This is a genomic window from Halobacillus sp. A1 (assembly GCF_024189295.1).
Lineage (GTDB): Bacteria > Bacillota > Bacilli > Bacillales > Halobacillaceae > Halobacillus_A.
In genome coordinates, this window is record NZ_JAIZEN010000020.1 from 1 (window position 1) to 20196 (window position 20196).

18 protein-coding genes are annotated in these 20196 nt (G+C 46.6%); 10 read left to right on the forward strand and 8 right to left on the reverse strand.

Going from position 1 to position 20196, the window contains the following annotated elements:
* The first annotated feature begins 1009 nt into the window (after nt 1-1009).
* Nucleotides 1010-1261, forward strand: a complete 252-nt coding sequence (locus LF817_RS16305) for a hypothetical protein (RefSeq protein ID WP_253936876.1) — start codon at nt 1010-1012, stop codon at nt 1259-1261.
* A 17-nt stretch (nt 1262-1278) separates the two neighbouring features.
* Here the strand turns inward: LF817_RS16305 and LF817_RS16310 are convergent, their stop codons facing one another.
* Nucleotides 1279-1473: a hypothetical protein gene (locus LF817_RS16310; protein ID WP_253936877.1), complete on the reverse strand. Its 195-nt coding sequence runs from the start codon at nt 1471-1473 to the stop codon at nt 1279-1281.
* A gap of 57 nt (nt 1474-1530) precedes the next feature.
* Nucleotides 1531-1713: a YjfB family protein gene (locus tag LF817_RS16315; RefSeq protein WP_253936878.1), complete on the reverse strand. Its 183-nt coding sequence runs from the start codon at nt 1711-1713 to the stop codon at nt 1531-1533.
* 180 nt (nt 1714-1893) lie between these two features.
* Between LF817_RS16315 and LF817_RS16320 the strand changes: the two genes are divergently transcribed.
* The 5 genes from LF817_RS16320 to LF817_RS16340 all read left to right on the forward strand — a co-directional run bounded on the left by LF817_RS16320 (nt 1894) and on the right by LF817_RS16340 (nt 8725).
* Nucleotides 1894-2517 (forward strand): hypothetical protein, encoded by a 624-nt coding sequence (locus LF817_RS16320; protein ID WP_253936879.1) that lies wholly within the window; start codon nt 1894-1896, stop codon nt 2515-2517.
* A gap of 160 nt (nt 2518-2677) precedes the next feature.
* Nucleotides 2678-4018 carry an efflux RND transporter periplasmic adaptor subunit gene (locus tag LF817_RS16325; protein WP_253936880.1) on the forward strand — a complete coding sequence of 447 codons (1341 nt, stop codon included), beginning with the start codon at nt 2678-2680 and terminating at the stop codon, nt 4016-4018.
* The gene (locus tag LF817_RS16330; protein WP_253936881.1) at nt 4019-7096 is read left to right on the forward strand and encodes an efflux RND transporter permease subunit; all 3078 of its coding nucleotides are present in this window, start codon (nt 4019-4021) and stop codon (nt 7094-7096) included.
* A gap of 255 nt (nt 7097-7351) precedes the next feature.
* Nucleotides 7352-8008, forward strand: coding sequence for a peroxiredoxin (locus LF817_RS16335; RefSeq protein WP_253936882.1), 657 nt, complete (start codon nt 7352-7354; stop codon nt 8006-8008).
* Between the two features lie 540 nt (nt 8009-8548).
* Nucleotides 8549-8725 (forward strand): hypothetical protein, encoded by a 177-nt coding sequence (locus tag LF817_RS16340; protein ID WP_253936883.1) that lies wholly within the window; start codon nt 8549-8551, stop codon nt 8723-8725.
* A gap of 365 nt (nt 8726-9090) precedes the next feature.
* Here the strand turns inward: LF817_RS16340 and LF817_RS16345 are convergent, their stop codons facing one another.
* Genes LF817_RS16345 through LF817_RS16365 form a run of 5 tightly spaced genes read right to left on the reverse strand, consistent with a single transcriptional unit; the run spans nt 9091 to nt 14025 of the window.
* On the reverse strand, nt 9091-10452 hold the full coding sequence (locus LF817_RS16345) for a GntP family permease (protein WP_253936884.1): 1362 nt from the start codon (nt 10450-10452) through the stop codon (nt 9091-9093).
* Between the two features lie 60 nt (nt 10453-10512).
* Nucleotides 10513-11661, reverse strand: a complete 1149-nt coding sequence (dgoD, locus tag LF817_RS16350; protein WP_253936885.1) for a galactonate dehydratase — start codon at nt 11659-11661, stop codon at nt 10513-10515.
* Nucleotides 11648-12280: a bifunctional 4-hydroxy-2-oxoglutarate aldolase/2-dehydro-3-deoxy-phosphogluconate aldolase gene (locus LF817_RS16355; RefSeq protein WP_253936922.1), complete on the reverse strand. Its 633-nt coding sequence runs from the start codon at nt 12278-12280 to the stop codon at nt 11648-11650. The genes dgoD and LF817_RS16355 overlap by 14 nt, the downstream gene beginning before the upstream one ends.
* A 33-nt stretch (nt 12281-12313) precedes the next feature.
* Complete coding sequence (locus tag LF817_RS16360; protein ID WP_253936886.1) at nt 12314-13267, reverse strand: sugar kinase; 954 nt, start codon at nt 13265-13267, stop codon at nt 12314-12316.
* Between the two features lie 14 nt (nt 13268-13281).
* Nucleotides 13282-14025, reverse strand: coding sequence for an IclR family transcriptional regulator (locus LF817_RS16365; RefSeq protein WP_253936887.1), 744 nt, complete (start codon nt 14023-14025; stop codon nt 13282-13284).
* 312 nt (nt 14026-14337) lie between these two features.
* Between LF817_RS16365 and LF817_RS16370 the strand changes: the two genes are divergently transcribed.
* The 3 genes from LF817_RS16370 (at nt 14338) to LF817_RS20440 (ending at nt 16887) form a co-directional block, all read left to right on the forward strand.
* Nucleotides 14338-15669, forward strand: a complete 1332-nt coding sequence (locus LF817_RS16370; protein WP_253936888.1) for a copper amine oxidase — start codon at nt 14338-14340, stop codon at nt 15667-15669.
* Nucleotides 15670-15752: 83 nt separating this feature from the next.
* Nucleotides 15753-16697 (forward strand): class F sortase, encoded by a 945-nt coding sequence (locus LF817_RS16375; protein ID WP_253936889.1) that lies wholly within the window; start codon nt 15753-15755, stop codon nt 16695-16697.
* Between the two features lie 31 nt (nt 16698-16728).
* The gene (locus LF817_RS20440; RefSeq protein ID WP_371925082.1) at nt 16729-16887 is read left to right on the forward strand and encodes an Ltp family lipoprotein; all 159 of its coding nucleotides are present in this window, start codon (nt 16729-16731) and stop codon (nt 16885-16887) included.
* A 96-nt stretch (nt 16888-16983) separates the two neighbouring features.
* Here the strand turns inward: LF817_RS20440 and LF817_RS16385 are convergent, their stop codons facing one another.
* Nucleotides 16984-18987 (reverse strand): acyltransferase family protein, encoded by a 2004-nt coding sequence (locus tag LF817_RS16385; protein WP_253936891.1) that lies wholly within the window; start codon nt 18985-18987, stop codon nt 16984-16986.
* Nucleotides 18988-19324: 337 nt separating this feature from the next.
* Between LF817_RS16385 and LF817_RS20445 the strand changes: the two genes are divergently transcribed.
* Nucleotides 19325-20116: an endonuclease NucS domain-containing protein gene (locus LF817_RS20445; RefSeq protein ID WP_253936892.1), complete on the forward strand. Its 792-nt coding sequence runs from the start codon at nt 19325-19327 to the stop codon at nt 20114-20116.
* Nucleotides 20117-20196: the final 80 nt, after the last annotated feature.

Genomic DNA, 20196 nt, shown 5'->3' on the forward strand with positions numbered 1-20196 from the left:
TGCTTCTTAAATTCATCAGTAAAGTTACGGCGATTCCTTGGGGTCATGTTTAGTCTCCTTGATTGAAATATTTAGTAAAGTGTAACTGACCTTAACGAAACTGTCCAAACAAGTGTAACCTTTCCACCTCACCTAACCCGCGTATCCCACAGGAGTCTCACCGTTTCCCTACGCCCTTGCGATATGAATTTCTCGGAATAACTGTCATTCAACCCTACCCTGAAAGCTGATTTGCTTCCTTAGGCTAACGCACTCGGAGCTTCACCAATTCCTGTTATTCAACAGTAATCCGCAATTCTTACATTTATAAAATATTTTATACCTCAAAGAAAATGTTTCACGTGAAAAAAATTGCTCTTTTTGGAGAAACGTACAGAAAGATGTTATTTCGTATACTTCATGAGACAAATCGCTCGTAGTAATTCACTTTATTTCGAAGTGTTGGTTGGGAAACTAAGAGAAACTATTTGAAAAAGGGAATGCCTTCGTTCAGCGGCGTATGGACTGGACTGAGCTGGTTGAGATAAAGTTAGCACGAAGACTTCAATCTCAGGGGGTTCGTTCATTCCCTTCCAATGGGCTGGTCGGGAAGAAACTAAATTATCAGCTGTACCGTTCTCTTAATAAAGGGATCTCGTGAAATATCGCTTCGCTCAGTTGTTTCCGTTATTCTCACAAAAGCAAGAAGGTCTTTGAGTTTTGATTGTTTTGTGCACTGTGCCAGAGTGTTTGTAATATGATGAACTCTTTACAGGGTTAAAAAAGTCTTGTTTCTGACATTTTGGTAATGGGGTCTTGGAAATGGTGAGACTCCTGCGGGAATGGATGGACTGGCTAGACCCCGCAGAGCGTTAGCTCGAGGAGGCTGGCCGTCATCCCCGCGGAAAGCGATCCATTTCCAAGACCCCATTTCTCCAATCCCAAAACACACCGATTTCCGATGTATAACCCTCCCATAAAGTGGACAAACTAGCAACCGTATAACACACATCACAAGGAGGAATACAAAATGAAAAACGCTCTACTTAAACTATTGACAGCCATGTTTGTGATTTCACTTCTAGGCGCGTGTGCATCTGAAGAAGAACCAGCACAAGAAGAGAACCAGCAAGAAGAAGAAGACATGCAGGAAGATGAAGACAACATGGAAGAAGATATGCAGGAAGACGAAGACGACATGGAAGAAGACATGGAAGAAGACGAAGACGCAACAAACGAAGACACCATGGACGAAGATATGGACGAAGACACAGAAGAATAAACGATATTCAGCCGCTCTTACTCAAAAGAAGCGGCTCTTTTTTTTTCCGAACCTTGCAAAAAGACGGCCAAAGCAAAGACCGTCAGTCCACCCACCGTCAAAAAAGGTATGACAAACGCCGGCCGCACGAACCAATCGACGAGAAACAAAGCGATCCCTACATAGAAACAAGCAAGACCAAACAGCGCTAAACGCATAGACACCTGCTTCACACGGCATCCCATCTTTCATATAAAATACCAGACAGCTTAAAGCCGCCTGGTACTCTATTACCCTTTTACATCAATCTGAAGTCCTTTGGATGGGTGGGGCGCAGCCGATTCAGAGAGCATCTCAATCATATCCGCGCCCTTTTCCTCGGTCTGGTCCTTCACTTTGTCCATAACTGCGAGGCTCGTCTGCTGCTGAACACCTACCTGACTCATCGCCATCGAGACGGCAGCAATATCCATAGGTCCACGCTCCTTTCCCTTTTACCATCGACCAACTTACGAAAAAATCAACAGAGTATTGGCATTACACCGCCTATTTCTGTAAAATAAAAAGAAAGTCCTAAAATTCCAGCACATTTTCCGAAATTGAAGTTTTTCGATAGAACTTGTGTGGAATAAGGGAATGAGAGGTGATTTCCGATGAAGTACAGAACAGCTGAAGACTTGAAACCATTACTATTTGATGAACAAGAAAGAGTCGTTAACCAAATTCCGCGTGAAAAAGTGGACGTGTACGCGTATCTCAATGACAACTTTGATAAATCCTACGTACCGGACGACAGCATTTACCAATTCGTCTTCCGCCATTTCTTCAAGCTTGATAACCCGAGTTTGACGAACGAATTCGAAGAGAAATACTTTATATTGATGGAACAACAACGAGACTTAGAACGACCGAACATCGTCAAAATTACAAAAGAGCTCTATGATATTAAGAACCACAAAGGCAACCCGACGATGCAGTTTCCTCTCGCAGCCGCTATGCTGCATGCGATCAATCCAGTTTTTCCATCCTATGATAGCGACATCGCGAAAGCATTCGACTTTTCATCCACCTATCATCTGTCTGGATTCGATAAAAAGATGAAACGGTATATCGGACAGTACCAGCACACCTTCAACACCTACAAACAGCTGCTGGACGACGAAGGCATCAAGCCGCTGATCGAGCACTTCGACGAGAAATTCCCGGACCACGTGAATCTCCCCGAAGTAAAGAAACTCGAACTCATCGTCGCACAGCTCGGACACAGCTTACAATAACGTACATAACCGTCGGCCTCGTGCCGGCGGTTTTTTCAGTTGCTCCTCCATACAACTGTCACATTCATCCCCGACAAAACCTTGCATAACCTAACAAATTCTAGTAACATTTATTCATACTGACCACATAGTCACAACCGACAGAGAGGATAATTTACATATGAAAATAAAGATGCTCAGCCTCCTGCTGATCACCGCCGCCACACTGACCGCCTGTAACAATGACGAAGAAGACGCAGAAACCCAGGAAGAACGCACCACCCCCGTTGAAGTCGCTGAAATATCCGAAGGTGACTTTACCGTTGATCGAAAAATAGCGGGGAGGGCCGCGTCAGATGAGCCCACTCCCGTCCTTCCGAGCGCGCCCGGTGAGTTAGTTACGTTAAACGTAGCCAAGGGAGACCGTGTTGTCGAAGGGGAGACGATCGGCGTCGTCACCCCGACGACCGAAGGCAGCCAGGTCGAATTGCAGGAGATCGCCGTCCGTCAGGCAGAGTCCCAGCTTGATGACGCACAGACTCAGTATGACCAGGCTTTAGAGGGTGTAGAGAACGCAGAAGAACAAGTCGATACCGCCCGTGAAGCTTCAAGCTCTGAAATCGATCAGACGATTTCTGCAGCGGAGTCTCAGTTCGAATCCGCCCAGCAGCTGGCTCAGGAAACGCAAAATCTTTTTGACGATGGGATCATTCCTGAATCACTGAACCAGCAGGCGCAAGGCCGCGCCGATCAGGCAGAGAGCCAACTTAATCAAGCGTCCGACCAAGGCGGCATGTCCTCCTCTGCGGTAGCTGAAGCAGAAGCACAATTGCGTCAGGCTGAACAAGGGCTCGCCCAGGCAGAATCCGCCGTTGAACAAGCCGAACTCGGCCTTGAGCAAGCGCAAATCCAGCTTGAAGATGCAGAGGAAGCATCTGAAAACGAAGCGGTCATGGCCGATGAAGCGGGAGAAATCGCTTCTGTCAATGCCAGTGAAGGCGACAACGTAACCAATCAGGAGCCATTTGCAACAATCGTCAGCTTAAATCCGATGACGATTACAGCATCTGTGACGGACGCCCAGCTGTCTCTTTTTGAAGAAGGAGAAGAGCTCGAAGTCGAAATTCCGACCATCGAAGAAACGGTCACAGCGACAATCGATTACGTGCCGTCTGTGCCTGGTGATACGAACCTGTACTCAGTGGAAGCAACGGTCGATAATGAAGAAGAAAATATTAAGCCAGGCATGATGGCTTCTTTCCTATTGCCGGAGACGATCGTTGAGGATAGTTTGATTGTGCCGAGTAATGCCGTTGTCGAACAAGGTTCTGAAACGTACGTCTACCAGCTTGCCGGTGAAGAAGGAGAAGAAGTGGAGCGCGTCGATATAGAAATCCTCGAAGCTCAGACGGATCGGACCGCGATCAGCGGAGACCTTGAAAGCGATGCGGAAGTGGTGACGAGTGGACAGCTCACCCTTACAGACGGAGCGAAGGTCGAAGTCATGAAGGAGGACGAATAAGTGAAGCTCGTCAACCTTTCCGTTAAACGGCCCGTCGGTGTCATCATGGTCGTAGCGGCGATTCTCGCGCTCGGCTTTGTTTCGCTGCGGTCGTTAACGATCGATCTTTATCCAGAAATAGATTTACCGGTAGCCGTCGTTTCGACGAGTTACGATGAAGCAGCCCCGCAGGAAGTTGAACGACTCGTCAGTCAGCCTGTCGAATCGTCCGTCAGCGCCATAGAAGGCCTGGAAGTCCTGCAATCTCAGTCTCAGCCCGGCGCCTCACTCATTTTTATGCAGTTCAGCACCGGCACCGATCTTGACAGTACCCTGCTTGAAGTGCGGGAAAGCGTCGATCAGGTGACGGAAGCGCTGCCTGAAGGAGCTGGCGAGCCGAGCGTGCTGCGTTTCGACCCACAGCAGCTTCCAATCATGACGATCGGGTTATCCGGAGATTCACCCGCTGAATTACAGCGCGTAGCGGAAGAGCAGCTCATCCCGGAAATAGAACGTCAGGAAGGCGTAGCTTCCGTCGATGTCGAAGGTGGAGAAACACGGCAGGTCGAAGTTCTGATTGACCGCGCTCAAATGGCCGAATATGAACTCGACACCCAGACGATCACCCAGACGCTCAACGCCTCGAACCAGGCGGCTTCTGCCGGCTCGGTCAATAAAGGCGATCAGGAAGTGCAGCTGCGAATCGACGGGGAATTCGAATCGATGCAGGATATCGAAGAAACGATCATCCAGTCGCCATCGGGAGCCCAGGTGACACTTGATCAAATCGCTGATATCGAAGAAACCTACAATTCGAGCACCGTCTCCGAAGTGAACGGAGAGGCGTCCGTCGCTTTATCGATTTTGAAAAAAACCGACGCCAACACGGTGGAAACCGCCAATAACGTCCGTGACGCTATGAGCGAAGTTCAAGGCGACCTGCCTGAAGATACAAATGCCGACGTTATCCTGGATACGAGTGAATTCATCCAGGTGTCGATCAACAGTGTCGTGCTGAACATCATTATCGGAGGAATCATTTCTGTAGGGATTCTCCTTCTGTTTCTAAAGAGTCTTCGTGCGACGCTCGTTATCGGGATTTCCATGCCGATCGCGATCATTTCCACGTTTACACTTATGTATTTCACCGGTGAGACGCTGAACGTCCTTACGATGGGCGGACTTGCGCTCGGAATCGGGATGATGGTCGACAGTTCGATCGTCATATTAGAAAATATCGTCAACTACCGGAACCGCGGCTATTCGATGAAGGAGTCCGCCATTAAAGGGGCCTCCGAGCTCGCGCCGGCTGTAATCGCCTCGGCGACGACGACATTAGTCGTTTTCCTACCGATCATATTCGTGGAAGGGATCGCGTCCGAGCTGTTCACGCCGCTTGCCATAACGATATCCTTTGCTCTGATCGCAGCACTTGCCGTATCGGTGACGCTCATTCCGATGCTGTCATCCAAACTACTGTCGAAACCGCTGCAGATGAGCGGCCGCCGCTACTGGTTCGACCGCTTTTTAGCCAAAGTGAATGACAAATACCAGGGCTTGCTCCGCCGCGTATTGAAGTGGAGAAAGATGACGATCGCCCTGACGCTCGCCGCCATCGTCGGCAGCGTCGCGCTGATCCCGAACATCGGCACCGAATTCATCCCGGCCTCAGACCAGGGACAAATCGAAATCGACGTCGAAATGCCAGCCGCCACCTCGCAGGAAGGCACCCAGGAAACGACCGCCCTCATCGATGAACGTTTGGAAAACTTCAGCGATGACATCGAAGTCAGCTACCTGACGATCGGAGGCGGAGAATTCGGGGGAGATGTCGGAGGCGGCACCGCCGACAATGCCTCTTACACCATCCAGCTGGTCGACCCGGATGACCGGGAGAACACCACTCAGGATGTCATGAAGCAAATGGATGAAGAATTAAGTCAGGTACCCGGAGCGGAAATCGCCGTGACAGAGCTTGATGCTGGACTCGGCACAGGCGCTCCGCTGCAAATCCAGCTGAACGGGTCAGAATACGAAGTGCTCGATGAACTGTCTGAGCAAGTGACGTACGTCATGGAAGACGTGGAAGGCGTAAGCGAACCGACGTCTTCCACGGAAGAAGGACGTCCCGAAATGCAGATCGACGTCGATCGTGATAAAGCCTCCCAGTACGGCATGAGCGATCAAGAAGTGATCAGCCAGGTACAAACCGCCTTCACCGGTCAGGTGGCGACACGCTACCGCGAAGCCAGTGAAGAAATCGACGTGCAGATGATTTTGCCTGAAGAAGAACGCGAAACGATTTCTGACCTGGAGAATATGTCACTGCAGACACCAAACGGCGAAATCATTCCGCTCGCAACAATCGCCGACCTGGAACAAGTACAGGGACCGGTCAACCTGCTGCGTGAAGATCAGCAGCCGCAAGTTAACGTCGAAGCAGAAGTACTCGACCGCGACCTCGGAAGCACAACCGAAGACGTCCGCGCCGCACTTGAAACGCTCAATTTCCCAGAAGGATACAACTATGAAATCGGCGGACAGGCGCAGGATATGGAAGAAGCGTTCGGAGATTTGGGTCTTGCGCTCATCTTCTCAATCTTCCTCGTGTACGCGGTCATGGCGATCCAGTTTGAGAACTTCCTGTTCCCATTCATCATCATGTTCTCGCTGCCTGCAACGATTGTCGGCATCTCGACCGGACTATTCGTCACCGGCATGCCGTTCAGTTTACCGGCGTTTGTCGGGATCATCATGCTCGCCGGGATCGTCGTCAACAACGCCATCGTGCTCGTTGACTATATCAACATCTTACGAAGAAGAGGATACGACAGGTACGAAGCGATTCTTGAAGCCGGCCCGAACCGGCTGCGTCCGATCCTGATGACGACATTTACTACCGTCCTCGCGATGGTACCACTCGCCATCGGCATCGGCCAGGGCGCCGAAGCCCAGCAGCCGCTCGCCGTCACGATCATATTCGGCCTGACGATCTCAAGCTTCTTCACTCTCGTTTTAATTCCCGTCGTCTACACGTATTTTGACGACTTGTCGAATAAAATTACCGGCTTTTTCCGCAGAAGACGCGACAAAGCCTGATGCATTTAACCCCCTGCCGAATGCGGCAGGGGGTTTTTGTAATCAGCAATATGACAAGATTGCATAAGGATTGATTTCGAGATATGGGAAGGAAGGGGTGCACATGAGATTATTTAGAATTTAATCCTTCGAATACCGAGCACCCTGAACAGTGATTAAGTCTTTTGTACCACTATCTAAATTCCATGATTAACCACCCCGGGTCTGGTGGTACATATACCCAAGAGGGTTTATATTTTAAAAGGAGGTAGAAAAATGGAACAAACAGAAATGAATCACCAAGTACAAATGCCAAGAATCGGAGATGACGCACCAACTTTTAATGCGGCTACCAGTCAAGGAAACATCTCGTTGGAAGATTATAAAGGCAAGTGGCTTGTCCTATTTTCTCATCCATCAGATTTTACCCCGGTATGCACGACAGAGTTTGTCGGGCTTCAGGAAATCTACCCTGAATTAAAAGAAATGAACACAGAACTGCTTGGATTAAGCGTTGATAGTGTCCCATCTCATATTGCCTGGATTAGAAGTATCGAAGAAAACTTTAATACGAACATTGAATTTCCAGTTATTGCTGATCTTGATAAACAAGTGGCTATGAAATACGGGATGATTATGCCAGGTGAAAGTCAGGTAGAAACAAGCCGCGCTGTTTTTGTTATTGACGATAAACAGAAAATCCGGTCTATCATCTATTATCCACTGACAACCGGAAGAAACATGCAGGAAATCCTCCGTCTGGTGAAAGCTTTACAGACGACGGATGAACACGGCGTATCCACTCCTGCTGACTGGCAGGAAGGTGACAAAGCAGTTGTTTCACCACCGAAATCCCAAGAAGAAGCAGCTAAACGTGCTGAGGAAGAAGGCATTGAATATATCGACTGGTATATCTCTAAAAAAGATGTATAACCAGGGAGGCAGGCTGTCCTAGTGGGCAGCCTTTTCTTTTTTTTTGCTTAGTAAAAGGTTATTGTCTTGTTTCGCTATCGGGAGCAAATCTTGAATGAATAGTGGTTGGTTCCCTTTCTAAATATTTAGACGAAAATATTGAACTCTAACGGAGCATTTTAACTCATTAAGTTCGAATAAATGAATGTGTAGTAGAGGTGAAATCAGAGTGATACATCGGAAATCGATCCGTTTCCTGGAGCTCCTAATCTCCCATTATGTCTTGAAGCTTAATTTCCTTAATTGGACTTGTCGCCTGAAACTTAAAAGGGAAAATAATTAACAGAAACGTAACAATTTTTTTCTAATTATTTGTGTGAAAATGTAGTATGATAGAACATAGATTGTTAGCGAACGAGTGCTATTTGACAAAGAGCAGTAAAGGAAGATTAAGGTGCCCTTATTACCCTGAGCTCGGGAAGAAATTACTTTTTTTACAAGTATAACGAACGTCAGCCAAGTACTTGATCCTAGCCTACTTTAAGCATAGGGGACACGTATATGATGAAAAACTTTTTGAAAGACTCACGCACATTCCTTTTATTCGCGCTCGTACTTATCGGCCTTCTCGCATTCAAACAAACCGACGTCCAGCCCGTTGAAGAACGTACCATCATCGAACACTTCGACAGTGAAGAGAGCGTCTACATGAAAGAAGAAATCCTTATTCAAAACTAGATACATACTCCACCCTGCATCTGCTTAGGCGATGCAGGGTTTTTTTATCGGACGGCTCCCATAAAGAACTGGAGAACTATGTATCGGATAAACTTATCCATTTCAACCATATGGCGGACCGCTTCCAGTGAGTGCGTTAATATTAGGAAGGTCGGACCTTTCCTATACTATTTCGGGGGAAATTTTTCTCCGCCCCATCGCTCAAAAAAACCGTTGATAGCAGCCTAAACGGTTTTTCTGCTGCAAGAAGAATCTTTCTTTTAGTCTAACCAGTTATGATCTATAGTTCCGCATCCTGCCCGAGAAAGCATCTTCCTTCCAAAGAGAAAAGGCCCTCTATAGAAGAGGACCCACCTTTCTTTCTTTTATGAAATAAAGAAGCTTATAACAAGAGTGATACTAAACCCGACCAGGGCGATAATCGTTTCCATTACCGTCCATGACTTTAGTGTGTCCTTCTCTGATAAACCAAAGAAGCGGTTAACCATCCAGAACCCAGAATCGTTCACGTGGGAAGCAATGGTTGCCCCGGAAGCGATCGTAATTACGAGCAGGGCTAGCATAGGGCCTTCTATACCGAGCGTATCGATAATAGGCGATATCAGACTGGCGGCTGTTACCATTGCAACCGTAGCTGAACCTTGGGCAATACGTACGGCTGATGCAACAATGAAAGCAAATACAATGATCGGCATGTTAAGATTACTCATCGTATCAGCGAGCACATCCCCGATTCCAGCTTCAACCAGCACTGTTCCGAATACACCGCCGGCGCCGGTAATCAAAATAATTACACCGGCAGGCTCCAGGGATTTCGTTGCAATTTCCTGAATTTCTTCCTTAGAGTATCCTCGGCGTGTACCTAATAAATAGAAAGTGACGAGTGCTGTAATAGTCAAGGCTACACCTGGGTCACCAATGAAAGTAAAGATAGATACCCATGTGCTTTCCTCCGAAAGTAGAAGAGACCCGAACGTATTCAGCAGGATTAAAAACAACGGCAGCAAAATCAGGCCGGCAATCATTCGGAAGCTTGGCAGGTCTTTTTCATATTGCTTACCTTTCGCTTCCTCTGCCATATTTCTCATCATCTCTTTTGGCACAGTCGCATGAATTTTCTTAGCGATATATGTACCAAAGATCGGCCCCGCAAGAATCGCTGCGGGTATACCAGCTATGAAACCGAATAGGATTACCCAGCCAATGTTAGCTCCAAGCAGGGAAGCCACTGAAATAGGACCCGGTGTAGGGGGAATGAAGCTGTGGGTAACGGCTAACCCGGCCAACAGCGGAATTCCATAGTACAAGAGGGATTTACCTGTTTTCTGAGCCAGGCTGTACAGAATCGGTACTAAAATTACAAAAGCGACATCAAGAAACACAGGAATGGAAATGATAAACCCTGTCAGAACCATCGCCCAGTTTATACGTTTTTCTCCAAATTTATTCATAAGCGTCAAAGCTAAACGTTCTGCTCCGCCGGAAGCTTTCAGGATCTCACCGAACATGGCGCCAATCCCGATAATGATGGCAACTTCAGCTACGGTTCCTCCCATACCTTCCGACACGGCATCCAATACTTCTCCAGAACTCATCCCAGAGAGAAGACCTACAATATAACTGACGAGAATCAAGGCGATAAACGCCTGTAACTTTGTTCTGATCACAAGGAAAAGTAATAGCGCGACACCGAAAGCGGCAAGCAATATTAATCCTGCTGCAGACATGTTAATCCGCTCCTTTCAATAGTAATGTAATTAGTTTCATAATCTGGCAGTTTATCATCTTTACCATTCGGCGACTGTACCATCGGCATGACGCCAGATTGGATTCTTCCATTGATGTGCTTCTTTGGAAGCTTCTTTCACCCGTTCTTCATTAATTTCAATTCCGAGACCAGGCCCCTCAGGCATATTGACAGCTCCGGATTGATAGCGGAACACGTCCGGATCCACCAGGTAATCCAAAAGGTCACTGCCTTTGTTGTAATGGATGCCGAGGCTTTGTTCCTGAATGATGCAGTTCGGTGTACATGCATCCACCTGCAGGGAAGCGGCCAGGTTGATCGGGCCAAGCGGGGCATGCGGAGCCACCGCTACATCAAACGTCTCGGCCATCGAAGCAATTTTCTTAGTTTCTAAAATACCGCCGGCGTGAGATAGATCCGGCTGGACGATATCCACTATTCCATCCATCAGCATCCGTTTAAATCCCCAGCGCGTATAATTTCGTTCTCCTGTCGCAATCGGCGTCGTCGTATGTTTGGCGATTTCCTTAAAAGCTTCAAGATTCTCTACGAGGACGGGCTCCTCGATAAACATCGGACGATAAGGCTCTAATTCCTTCACAAGAATTTTTGCCATTGCTTTGTGAACGCGTCCGTGAAAATCAATCCCGATTCCAAAATCATTCCCTGCCGTCTCGCGGATCGCCGCCACCCGCTCAACCGCCGCGTCTACTTTTGTATAGCTGTCAATGTAATTCATCTCTTCGGTTCCATTCATTTTGATCGCTGTAAAGCCGGCGTCAGCTTTTTCTTTAGCAGCGGCGCCGACGTCATCCGGGCGGTCCCCTCCAATCCAGGAATACACCTGGATATTGTCACGTACAGCACCACCAAGCATTTCATACACAGGCATATCGTGATACTTGCCTTTTATATCCCAAAGGGCTTGTTCAATCCCGGAAATCGCACTCATCAGAATGGGTCCGCCGCGATAGAAGCCGCCCCGGTACAGAACTTGAAAGTGATCTTCAATTTGGCGGGGGTCCCTGCCTATCAAATAATCCATCAGTTCCGTAACACAGGCTTCCACGGTATGAGATCGGCCTTCAACAACAGGCTCTCCCCAGCCGCTGATTCCTTCATCTGTTTCAATTTTTAAGAACAGCCAGCGCGGCGGTACTTGATAGAGTTTAAAATCAGTAATTTTCATAGGTTTCCACATCCTTTATCGCTCTCACAAATTGTTGAGCGCGCTTTGTTATATTGTTCAGTGCCTCGTCGTCTATCGTTTGATTCGTATTCACAAGGGCGCTCCCTAGACCGGCGGCAACCGCGCCTTTTTCAAAATACTCCCTGACGTTCGACAAATTCACACCGCCGGTCGGCATTAATGGGATATGGGGAAGCGGGCCGTGGATATCCTTCATATAGCCCGGACCCATAACCCCCGCCGGAAAGACTTTAATCAGGTCGGCTCCATGTTCATAAGCGGTTAGGATTTCTGTCGGAGTCATTGCACCCGGAATACTGACAACCCCATACCGCTTCGTCATTCGGATCGTTTCTCTATCGACGGTTGGGGAAAAAATAAAGTCAGCTCCAGCTGAAATCGCTGCTTTCGCCGTTTCCGGGTCGAGCACCGTTCCCGCACCAACCACCATGTCCTCACCGAATTCCGCGCTTACCCGTCGAATTAAATCAATGCATTCCGGCGTATCCGCAGTAATTTCCATAATGTGAACCCCGCCTTCATGCAGTGCTCGGGCGATCTTCACAACATCTTCACCTGCCGCGCCGCGAACGACGGCAACCAGTTTATGATTCATCATTTTCTGAAAAGTGTTTCTCACAAAAAGCTCCTCCTATCGGTCTACATCTTCTTTACTGACCTGGTTTTGAAAGTCAGTCAGCCTCTTCTTGTCCGGCAGCCCTTCGACATCGCCGTCAACCATCGTCACCATTGCCCCAACAGCGTTCCCGCGTCTGGCAGCATCCTTTAGTTCTAATCCATCAAGCAGACCCGAGATACATCCGGCAGCGAATCCATCCCCGGCTCCGACTGGGTCTGCCACGTGGTTCACAGGAAATCCTTCGATGTAACCCGAAGTCTGCTCAGAGTATACGTAAGCCCCCTTTTTCCCAAGCTTCATCACTACAGCAGCGGCTCCATTTTCAATAAATTGCCGGGCTAAATCCTCATGGCTTGAACGGCCAAATAGGAATTCAGCCTCGTCGATTCCCGGCAGTACAATGTCTGCGAGACCGGAGAGCTTCAGCAAAACTTCGCGCGCCTTCGTTTCTTTCCATAACTTACGGCGCAGATTCGGATCAAAAACCACCGTCACTCCATTTCGTTTCGCGTAATCCACTGCTTTTAAAACGGTTTCATAACAGCTGTCACTAAGTGCCGGAGTAATGCCTGTGACATGTAAATAATTCGCTCCGGCAATGTATTCCTCATCTATGTCTTCAGGCCTCATACGACTCGCTGCCGAATGCCGCCGGTAGTATTTCACTCTGATTTCATCAGCTGACAGTCGTTCTTTGAAAAAAATCCCCGTGTCAGCTTCATCGTCTAAGGTAACCCGGCTGACATCCACTCCTTCCCCGCGTATAAAGGCACGTACTTTTTCTCCGAATTCGTCATCTCCCAGCCGGCTGACCCAGCCTGACTCATGACCAAGCCTTGATAAAGAGATCACGACATTGGACTCGGCTCCGGCGATTTTCGTAGAAAAATCACCCGCATAGCGCATAAGCCCGGATGATTTTGAGGTGAACAAGACCATCGTCTCTCCTAGCGTAATTACATCCACATTACCCTTCCTTTCTAGTATCCATTACGTTGTGAAATGACCTTCGATGTATGCAGCAATTCTTCCGCTATGAACGAATGCCTCGAAGATACCCTGCTCTTCGGACCGGCCACACTAACTGCCGCAATCATTTCACCGGCAGCATTGTAGATCGGAGCAGCCAGGCAGAATAAGCCGGTTTCATTTTCTTCATCATCGATCGCATATCCCTGTGCCCGAAATTGTGGAAACTGAGCCTGTAATACGACAGGATCTGTAATCGTATTATTCGTGATCGCTTCCATATTGATGGAGGACAGTATATTGTCACTTACAGCCTCCGGCAAAAATGCAAGAAACGCCTTGCCAAGTCCTGTACAATACAGCGGCTTTCTCATTCCGATTTGAGCACTCGTCCGCACGGATCGGTAGTTATCTACTTTGGCTACGTAGACGAGCTCCTTCTCCATCAATACAGCCATAAAGATGGTTTCTTCCACTTTTTCCATTAACTCCCTAAGTAAGGGCTGAGCCTCTGTATTGACATCGAGCGTCTCTAACGCCCGCGTGCCGATTTGAATCAACTTTGGTCCGAGCTTGTACTGCTTTCGTTCCGTCATCGTTAACACCTGTCTGCTATGCATCGTCTGTATTAAATGGAACGCACTGCTCTGCGGCAGTGAAAGCTTAGCAGCAATTTCCTTCAAAGGGAGTCCACCCGGGTAATCCTTTAATAAATTCATAATATCTATCACACGGCCAGCTGATTTAACCGACATCCCGCACTCCTCCTTAATTCATATATGTGAATATAATTCATATATATGAATAATTATCCATAACTCTACCACAATAAAACGCTTTCATCAATAGAAAACAATAAGAAAAAAGCAGTTCCTCATAAATTCCAGGAGCTTCAGGATACCTTGGATTTCCTTAACCCTCAGAGCAGAAATTTAGCACGATCTCCCAGATTTTTCATTGAAAAAAACAAAAAAAAAAAAAATCTGCAAAAAAAGTGATCCAAACTTTCCGCCCATTCGATAGCTACACAAGAACACCAACAAAAACTAAAGGAGAGTGACCGAAACATGAAAACAACCAAACGAATACTTATCACGATCATGGCCATTATGCTGCTTACCCCATCCCTGGCGATGGCCCATGACCACTCAGAACCGACGACAAAAACGCCAGCCTCTGATTTGAGATCAACGCTGGATCAGCTGCTATCGGAGCACTTCGCTTTAGCAACAACCGCGATGATGAAAGATTATGACGATGCCGAAGACGCCGAGCAGGCTTATGCTGCACTTGATCAAAATGCGATGGATATGACGCCGGCAGTAGCTTCCGTATACGGCGATGAAGCAGCCGCTCAATTCGAAGAGATTTTTGTGAACCATAACGATTATTCTCCAGATTTCGTCGAAGCTGCGAAAAGTGGCGACGAAGCGATGCGTGAAGAAGCGGAAGCAGAAGTGGATGAATTCGTAGAGGAATTCGGTGAATTTTTATCAACAGCGACAGAAGGTAATCTTCCAGCTGACGCAGCAAAAGAAGTGCTGGCTGCTCATGAGGAAGATGTGATCAGCACGTTCGATCACTATGTAAATGAAGAATATGAAGAAGCGTATGGTGCGTACCGTGAAGGCTTCCACCGTATGTTCGATATTAGTAAAGCCTTATCTACAGCCATTACGACACAAATGCCTGATCAATTTGAAAATACGAAAGCCGACACACCAGCCGCTGACCTTCGTTCTACGTTGAACAGTCTGGCTTCTGAACATTTTGCATTAGCCGCTCTTGAAATGCAAAAAGGATATGACCAGGCGTCTGATTACGATTTCGTCACGTGGGCTGAAAATATGCACACAGAAGATTTCAAAGCAGCGATCGCTTCCATTTATGGAGATGAAGGAGCTGCTCAGTTTGAAAAAGTTTGGCAGCAGGATCACATCAATGCACAGTCTGATATCATTACAGCTGCATTAGAAGAAGATGAAGAAGCTCGTATGCAAGCGGAAGAAAGTCTGCAAATGTTCGCTGAAGAATTCGGAGCGTTCCTTGGATCAGCAACGGAAGAAAACCTTCCAGCTGAAGCCGCGACAGAAGCTGTATGGCAGCATGAAGAACAAGTCCTTGCGACGTTCGACAACTATGCAGCCGGCGATTATGAAGCTGCTTATGAATCGTACCGTGAAGGATATGGCTTCATGTTTGGAATTGGTGAAACATTAGGTGAAGCGATTGTGACGCAAATGCCAGATCAGTTTGCCGGAGAAGAAATGCCTGAAGAAATGCCGAAGACTGGTTTCGGTGGAGCAACTGATGCAAGTACCACGTGGATGTGGGTTGCTTTTGCAGTAACAGCTCTAGCTGGTGCTGGTTTCATGATCAGAAAGAATGCTAACCAATAACATGCTACACTAGAAAGAGAAACTTTTTTTAAAAAAAGGAGCGGAGGGCAATGAAGTGGAAAATTTATTTTACCGTAGTGGGCTTGGTTGCCCTGCTGCTCACGGCCTATAGTACCGATGTATTTGCGAACTGGACGAACAGTTCCGAGCCTGAAGAAGATACGAGAGGGGAACTTTCTTCGCAGTCGGACGAAAACCTTACGCCTCCTGAGGAAGACGTCCCGCTCGATGAAGAGTTCACCATCTTAAATGATCAGGAAACCTTAGAGAAATTCCAAACTGAAAAGAAACAGGAAGAAGGCATCACCCCGACACACATAAAGATTCCAAGCATCGACGTCGATGCCCCGATTGAACAAGTCGGCATCCTCGATAACGGACAGATGGGTGTGCCGCAGGAAATGGAGAAAGTCGGCTGGTTCGAGCCAGGCACGAAACCCGGAGAAAACGGGAATTCCGTGTTAGCCGGTCATGTCGATAGTAAAACGGGCCCGGCGGTATTCTTTAAGCTCGATCAATTGGAAGAAGGTGATGACATCATCGTTTCTGATGAAGAGGGCACCGAGCTGACGTATACCGTGAAGCGGATGGAAAGCTATCCGTATACCGATTCACCGATCGATGAGATTTTCGGGCAGACCGATCAAAAAAATCTCAACCTGATCACATGCACCGGAACCTTCAACCGTGAAGCCGGCACCCACGATGAACGTCTCGTCGTCTACACCGAGCTTGTCGAACCTGAACAGCAAGAAGAGGAAGAAGAACAGGAACTCGACATCCAGTCACCGACAAACGTTGAAGTAAGCGGCACGTTCATCACCTGGCACGCGGTTCGCGTAGAAGGCGTCGCCGGCTACCGTGTCTATAAAAGCACAGACGGGGAAAATTACGAAAAAGTCGCCAGTGTTTCATCCCACGAACGCAAATCGTTCACGGATGAAAAAGCGGCCGATCACTCGTATTATGTAACGACGGTGTACCTGGATGGGACGGAGTCGGATCCATCGGAGGTTGCACCTGAATAATAGAATAATGAGATTGACTAAGCAGTTCCGTATGTTGCGGATCTGCTTTTTTTGTTATCTGGAGGCGGATTACTTTATTCGTCCGCATATAACTGGTTCTCAAAAACAAGCGGTGAGTGCGGCACAAACCTATCTTGATTACTCATCTTTTTCAAGGCAGGGTTTGATCGACCAAAGGCAGGATGGATGACAAGTAGGATAATGAACTCCTGGACATAACCTCGTAGGGATGAAAATAAAAAAAGCACCCCAGAAGAGGTGCTTTTTACATCCATAGATATTTCTGCTAGTAATCGTTATCATGGTTCAAGGCTTCCGTTACTTCTTCGCCAACATAAGGCGCTAGTGTTTTTGCGTAAGTTCTCGTCATGTGGTGCCCGTCCTGATAAACGACTATATTTCCGATAACTGGATGACATACATCCTCTTCACAAAATTTATCCGTCAAATCCGCGTAATATACATTGTCTAAGTCAAGATCATTGATGTCATCGGATAAATCCTCAAGGTCATTCTTAGTCTGGCATTCTTCAGCATGTTTACCATGTTCATCTATACAAGTCGGAATATCGAACTCCGCTCTTGGGTTGTCCTTGAGGGCAAACACGTTTATATCGTGGTCATCAAGTGTTTCCCACTGATCCACATACCCCTCTGGTATTCCTTCCCATTCGGTAGCGTCCGCCGTGGTATAGACTAAGTCGGGTTGTTTCTCGATTAATTCATCCATCACGCTTTCATTCCACTCTCCACAAGTTTCTTGATCGAGTTCCGTCGTCAATAAATAAGATTCGCTGGAGAATCGGCAGGCACTTCGGGTATAGTTCAGGATTTTAAGATCTTGTTCCTCCGCGTATATTTCCAGTGGAGCTAACCAATGAGCGCTATGAGAACCCCCGACTAAGGCGACCGTGTGCTCCGGTTCATCCACTTCTCCATATTCGCACAAGATGACTTCTGTCTCTTCCATGTTCTGGTGACATCCATCACTATAACTTTCCGGCCGATCTTCCTCTGCCTCTAAGACGGTGGGTCTTATGGGTTCCTCTGTACTAAATTCTTTATCCGGTTCCATCGCTAAGGCTCCGGGATATTCCGTATCTGTTATTTCAACATTGGAAGATGCCGTTTGAGTACCTTGTACGTAAAAATTCCAGGACCCGTTTAAAATCACAACGGGAACAGCGATTGCAATTAAAATTAAGGCTAATTTTGGTTTGGATTGTATGTTTTTGTTTCTGATCGGCTTCTCCAATACATTCGTGGTCACATAGGACAACAGGACGGCCAATCCGATGATCAATAAACCGTGCGTAATGGAAACCGACTCACTTCCCATCATGTTGTAATACAATACCAATAACGGCCAGTGCCATAGGTAGAAACCGTATGAAATCCCGCCGAACTTAACTAAAGGCGTGGCACTTAAAAGATGATGGACGCCATACTTCCCCCCACGATTACCCGCAAGTAAAATCAACACGGCGCACGTCACCGGCCAAAGAGCCGCATATCCAGGAAAGACAGACCCCACCTGTAGAATCAGCCCACAGCTGATTAAACCAAACAAACCGATCCAGCCAAACGTGAGACTTGTCCATTTATGTAAGGAAATATGGGCGATGACCAAAGAAAGGATGCCCCCTGCGGCAAATTCCCATACTCTCGCAAATGTATCAAAATAGGCCCACGGTTGACGAACGGCAGTCATATACACGGAATAGCTGATGGATAGGATAAATATACCCACGAATGTATAGAAAAAAGATGTCCGGATCTCCCAATTTAATTTCCTTGCTATCGCGATGACGAGGAACAATACGAAAGTCCAGATGATATAAAACTGAAACTGGGTGCTCATGGCCCAGAAGTGCTGCACGGGACTAGCGGCATTATTTTGAGCCAGATAATCAACTGAGTTACTAGCCAGCTGCCAATTCTCCACATAGAGTAAGGAAGCGGCTACTTCTTTTATAATGGTGACCCATTGCGTTTGAGGTAAGAAATAAAAACTCGTAATGATCACAAATACGAGGACCGCAAAGGCAATGGGAAACAACCGCTTGCCAAGTTTAAGAAGGAAACCAAACCCGTCGATTTTCCCCGTTCTTTCATACATATGTAAAAGCGACGTTGTGATTAAAAACCCGGAAACAACGAAGAACACATCCACTCCACCTGAAACATTACCCAGCCATATGTGATAAACAGCCACTAATAGTGCAGCTAAAGCTCGTAATCCTTCTATCTCCGGCCTGAACTTCCTAGTCGTTTCTTTGGATAGATTCATCGAAAGCCCCCGTATTATGTCGTAACGCCACATATTTTATCATGAAACGGAGGGTAATGTTATATATTTTAGCGAAATCTGGGAGTTCTTTCTTTATCCGCAGTTACCTATTTGAAATTAATCATTGGGAATCTCTGAGAAATGATTTATCTAAACACTCAAAAAACTTCATTCATTAAAACCATCCATTATAAGTTCGCGGATAACTTGCTAAGGTTTCTTCGTCAACAATAGTCAAAAAGGAAAAATCAAACAGGTGTCGAATTTAAATAATATAATAAGCAATAATTGAAAAGGCTTGTTCTATATTAGTGAAAAAGGAAAGGAGAGAGGAGCAGTGCCTAATTATTTAATTGGCTATAAAGATCCCGAGAAAAACAAGGGACACGAGGATTCGCTATTGCATGAATTTACGTATGGTGATGTGAATAGATCTGGGGAGAGACTTTTAGGTCTGAGTAAGGGAGATTATCTATTCTTCCATAAAACAATATATGATAAAAAGTTCATTACAGCATACTATGTAGTTGAAGAAGTACATCGAGTTAAGGATATACTTGAAGACGGTCTAATTGTAAGAAAATATAATAACCCTCATTTACTAAGAGAGCGAAGTGAACTCCAGCCGAAAGAAACAGTAGTTTTTGGAGATCCGATTCGGTCAAAACGCCTAGAGATTCCTTTGGAAATTACTGAATGGCTATTATTCAAATTATCTAAACGAACGAATCTTAATCCAAAACAAGATCCTTTAGCAGCAAAATCATCAGCGCTTCGTGATTGGAAGCTGCTGAACAATGATGATGTAACCTTTTTATTCGATTTAATTGATAACAATGAGCAAGAAGGACGTCTGGTTAATGATGCAATATCAACTACAGAGATTTTTGAAATTCTTGAAAGGGACATTGAAAAATTCATACTAAATGACCCCTCAGTTTTAGGTGAAGGACTTCAACTAAAGAAAAGTCAATACTTCTTTGCCGATGGATCAAGGTTGGACCTCCTGCTTTATCAACCGGATGAAGAGAAATGGATTGTTGTTGAAGTTAAAAAGGACAAGGTAGGCAGGCAAGCTAAGAACCAAATTAAACATTATATGAAATTATGCAATAAAGAACTCGGGTGAAGGAATGTAGAAGGAATAATAGTTTGTAGTGGCGTCCTTCCTTATTTCGAAGATGAAATGTATAACGCCAAAAGAGAGGG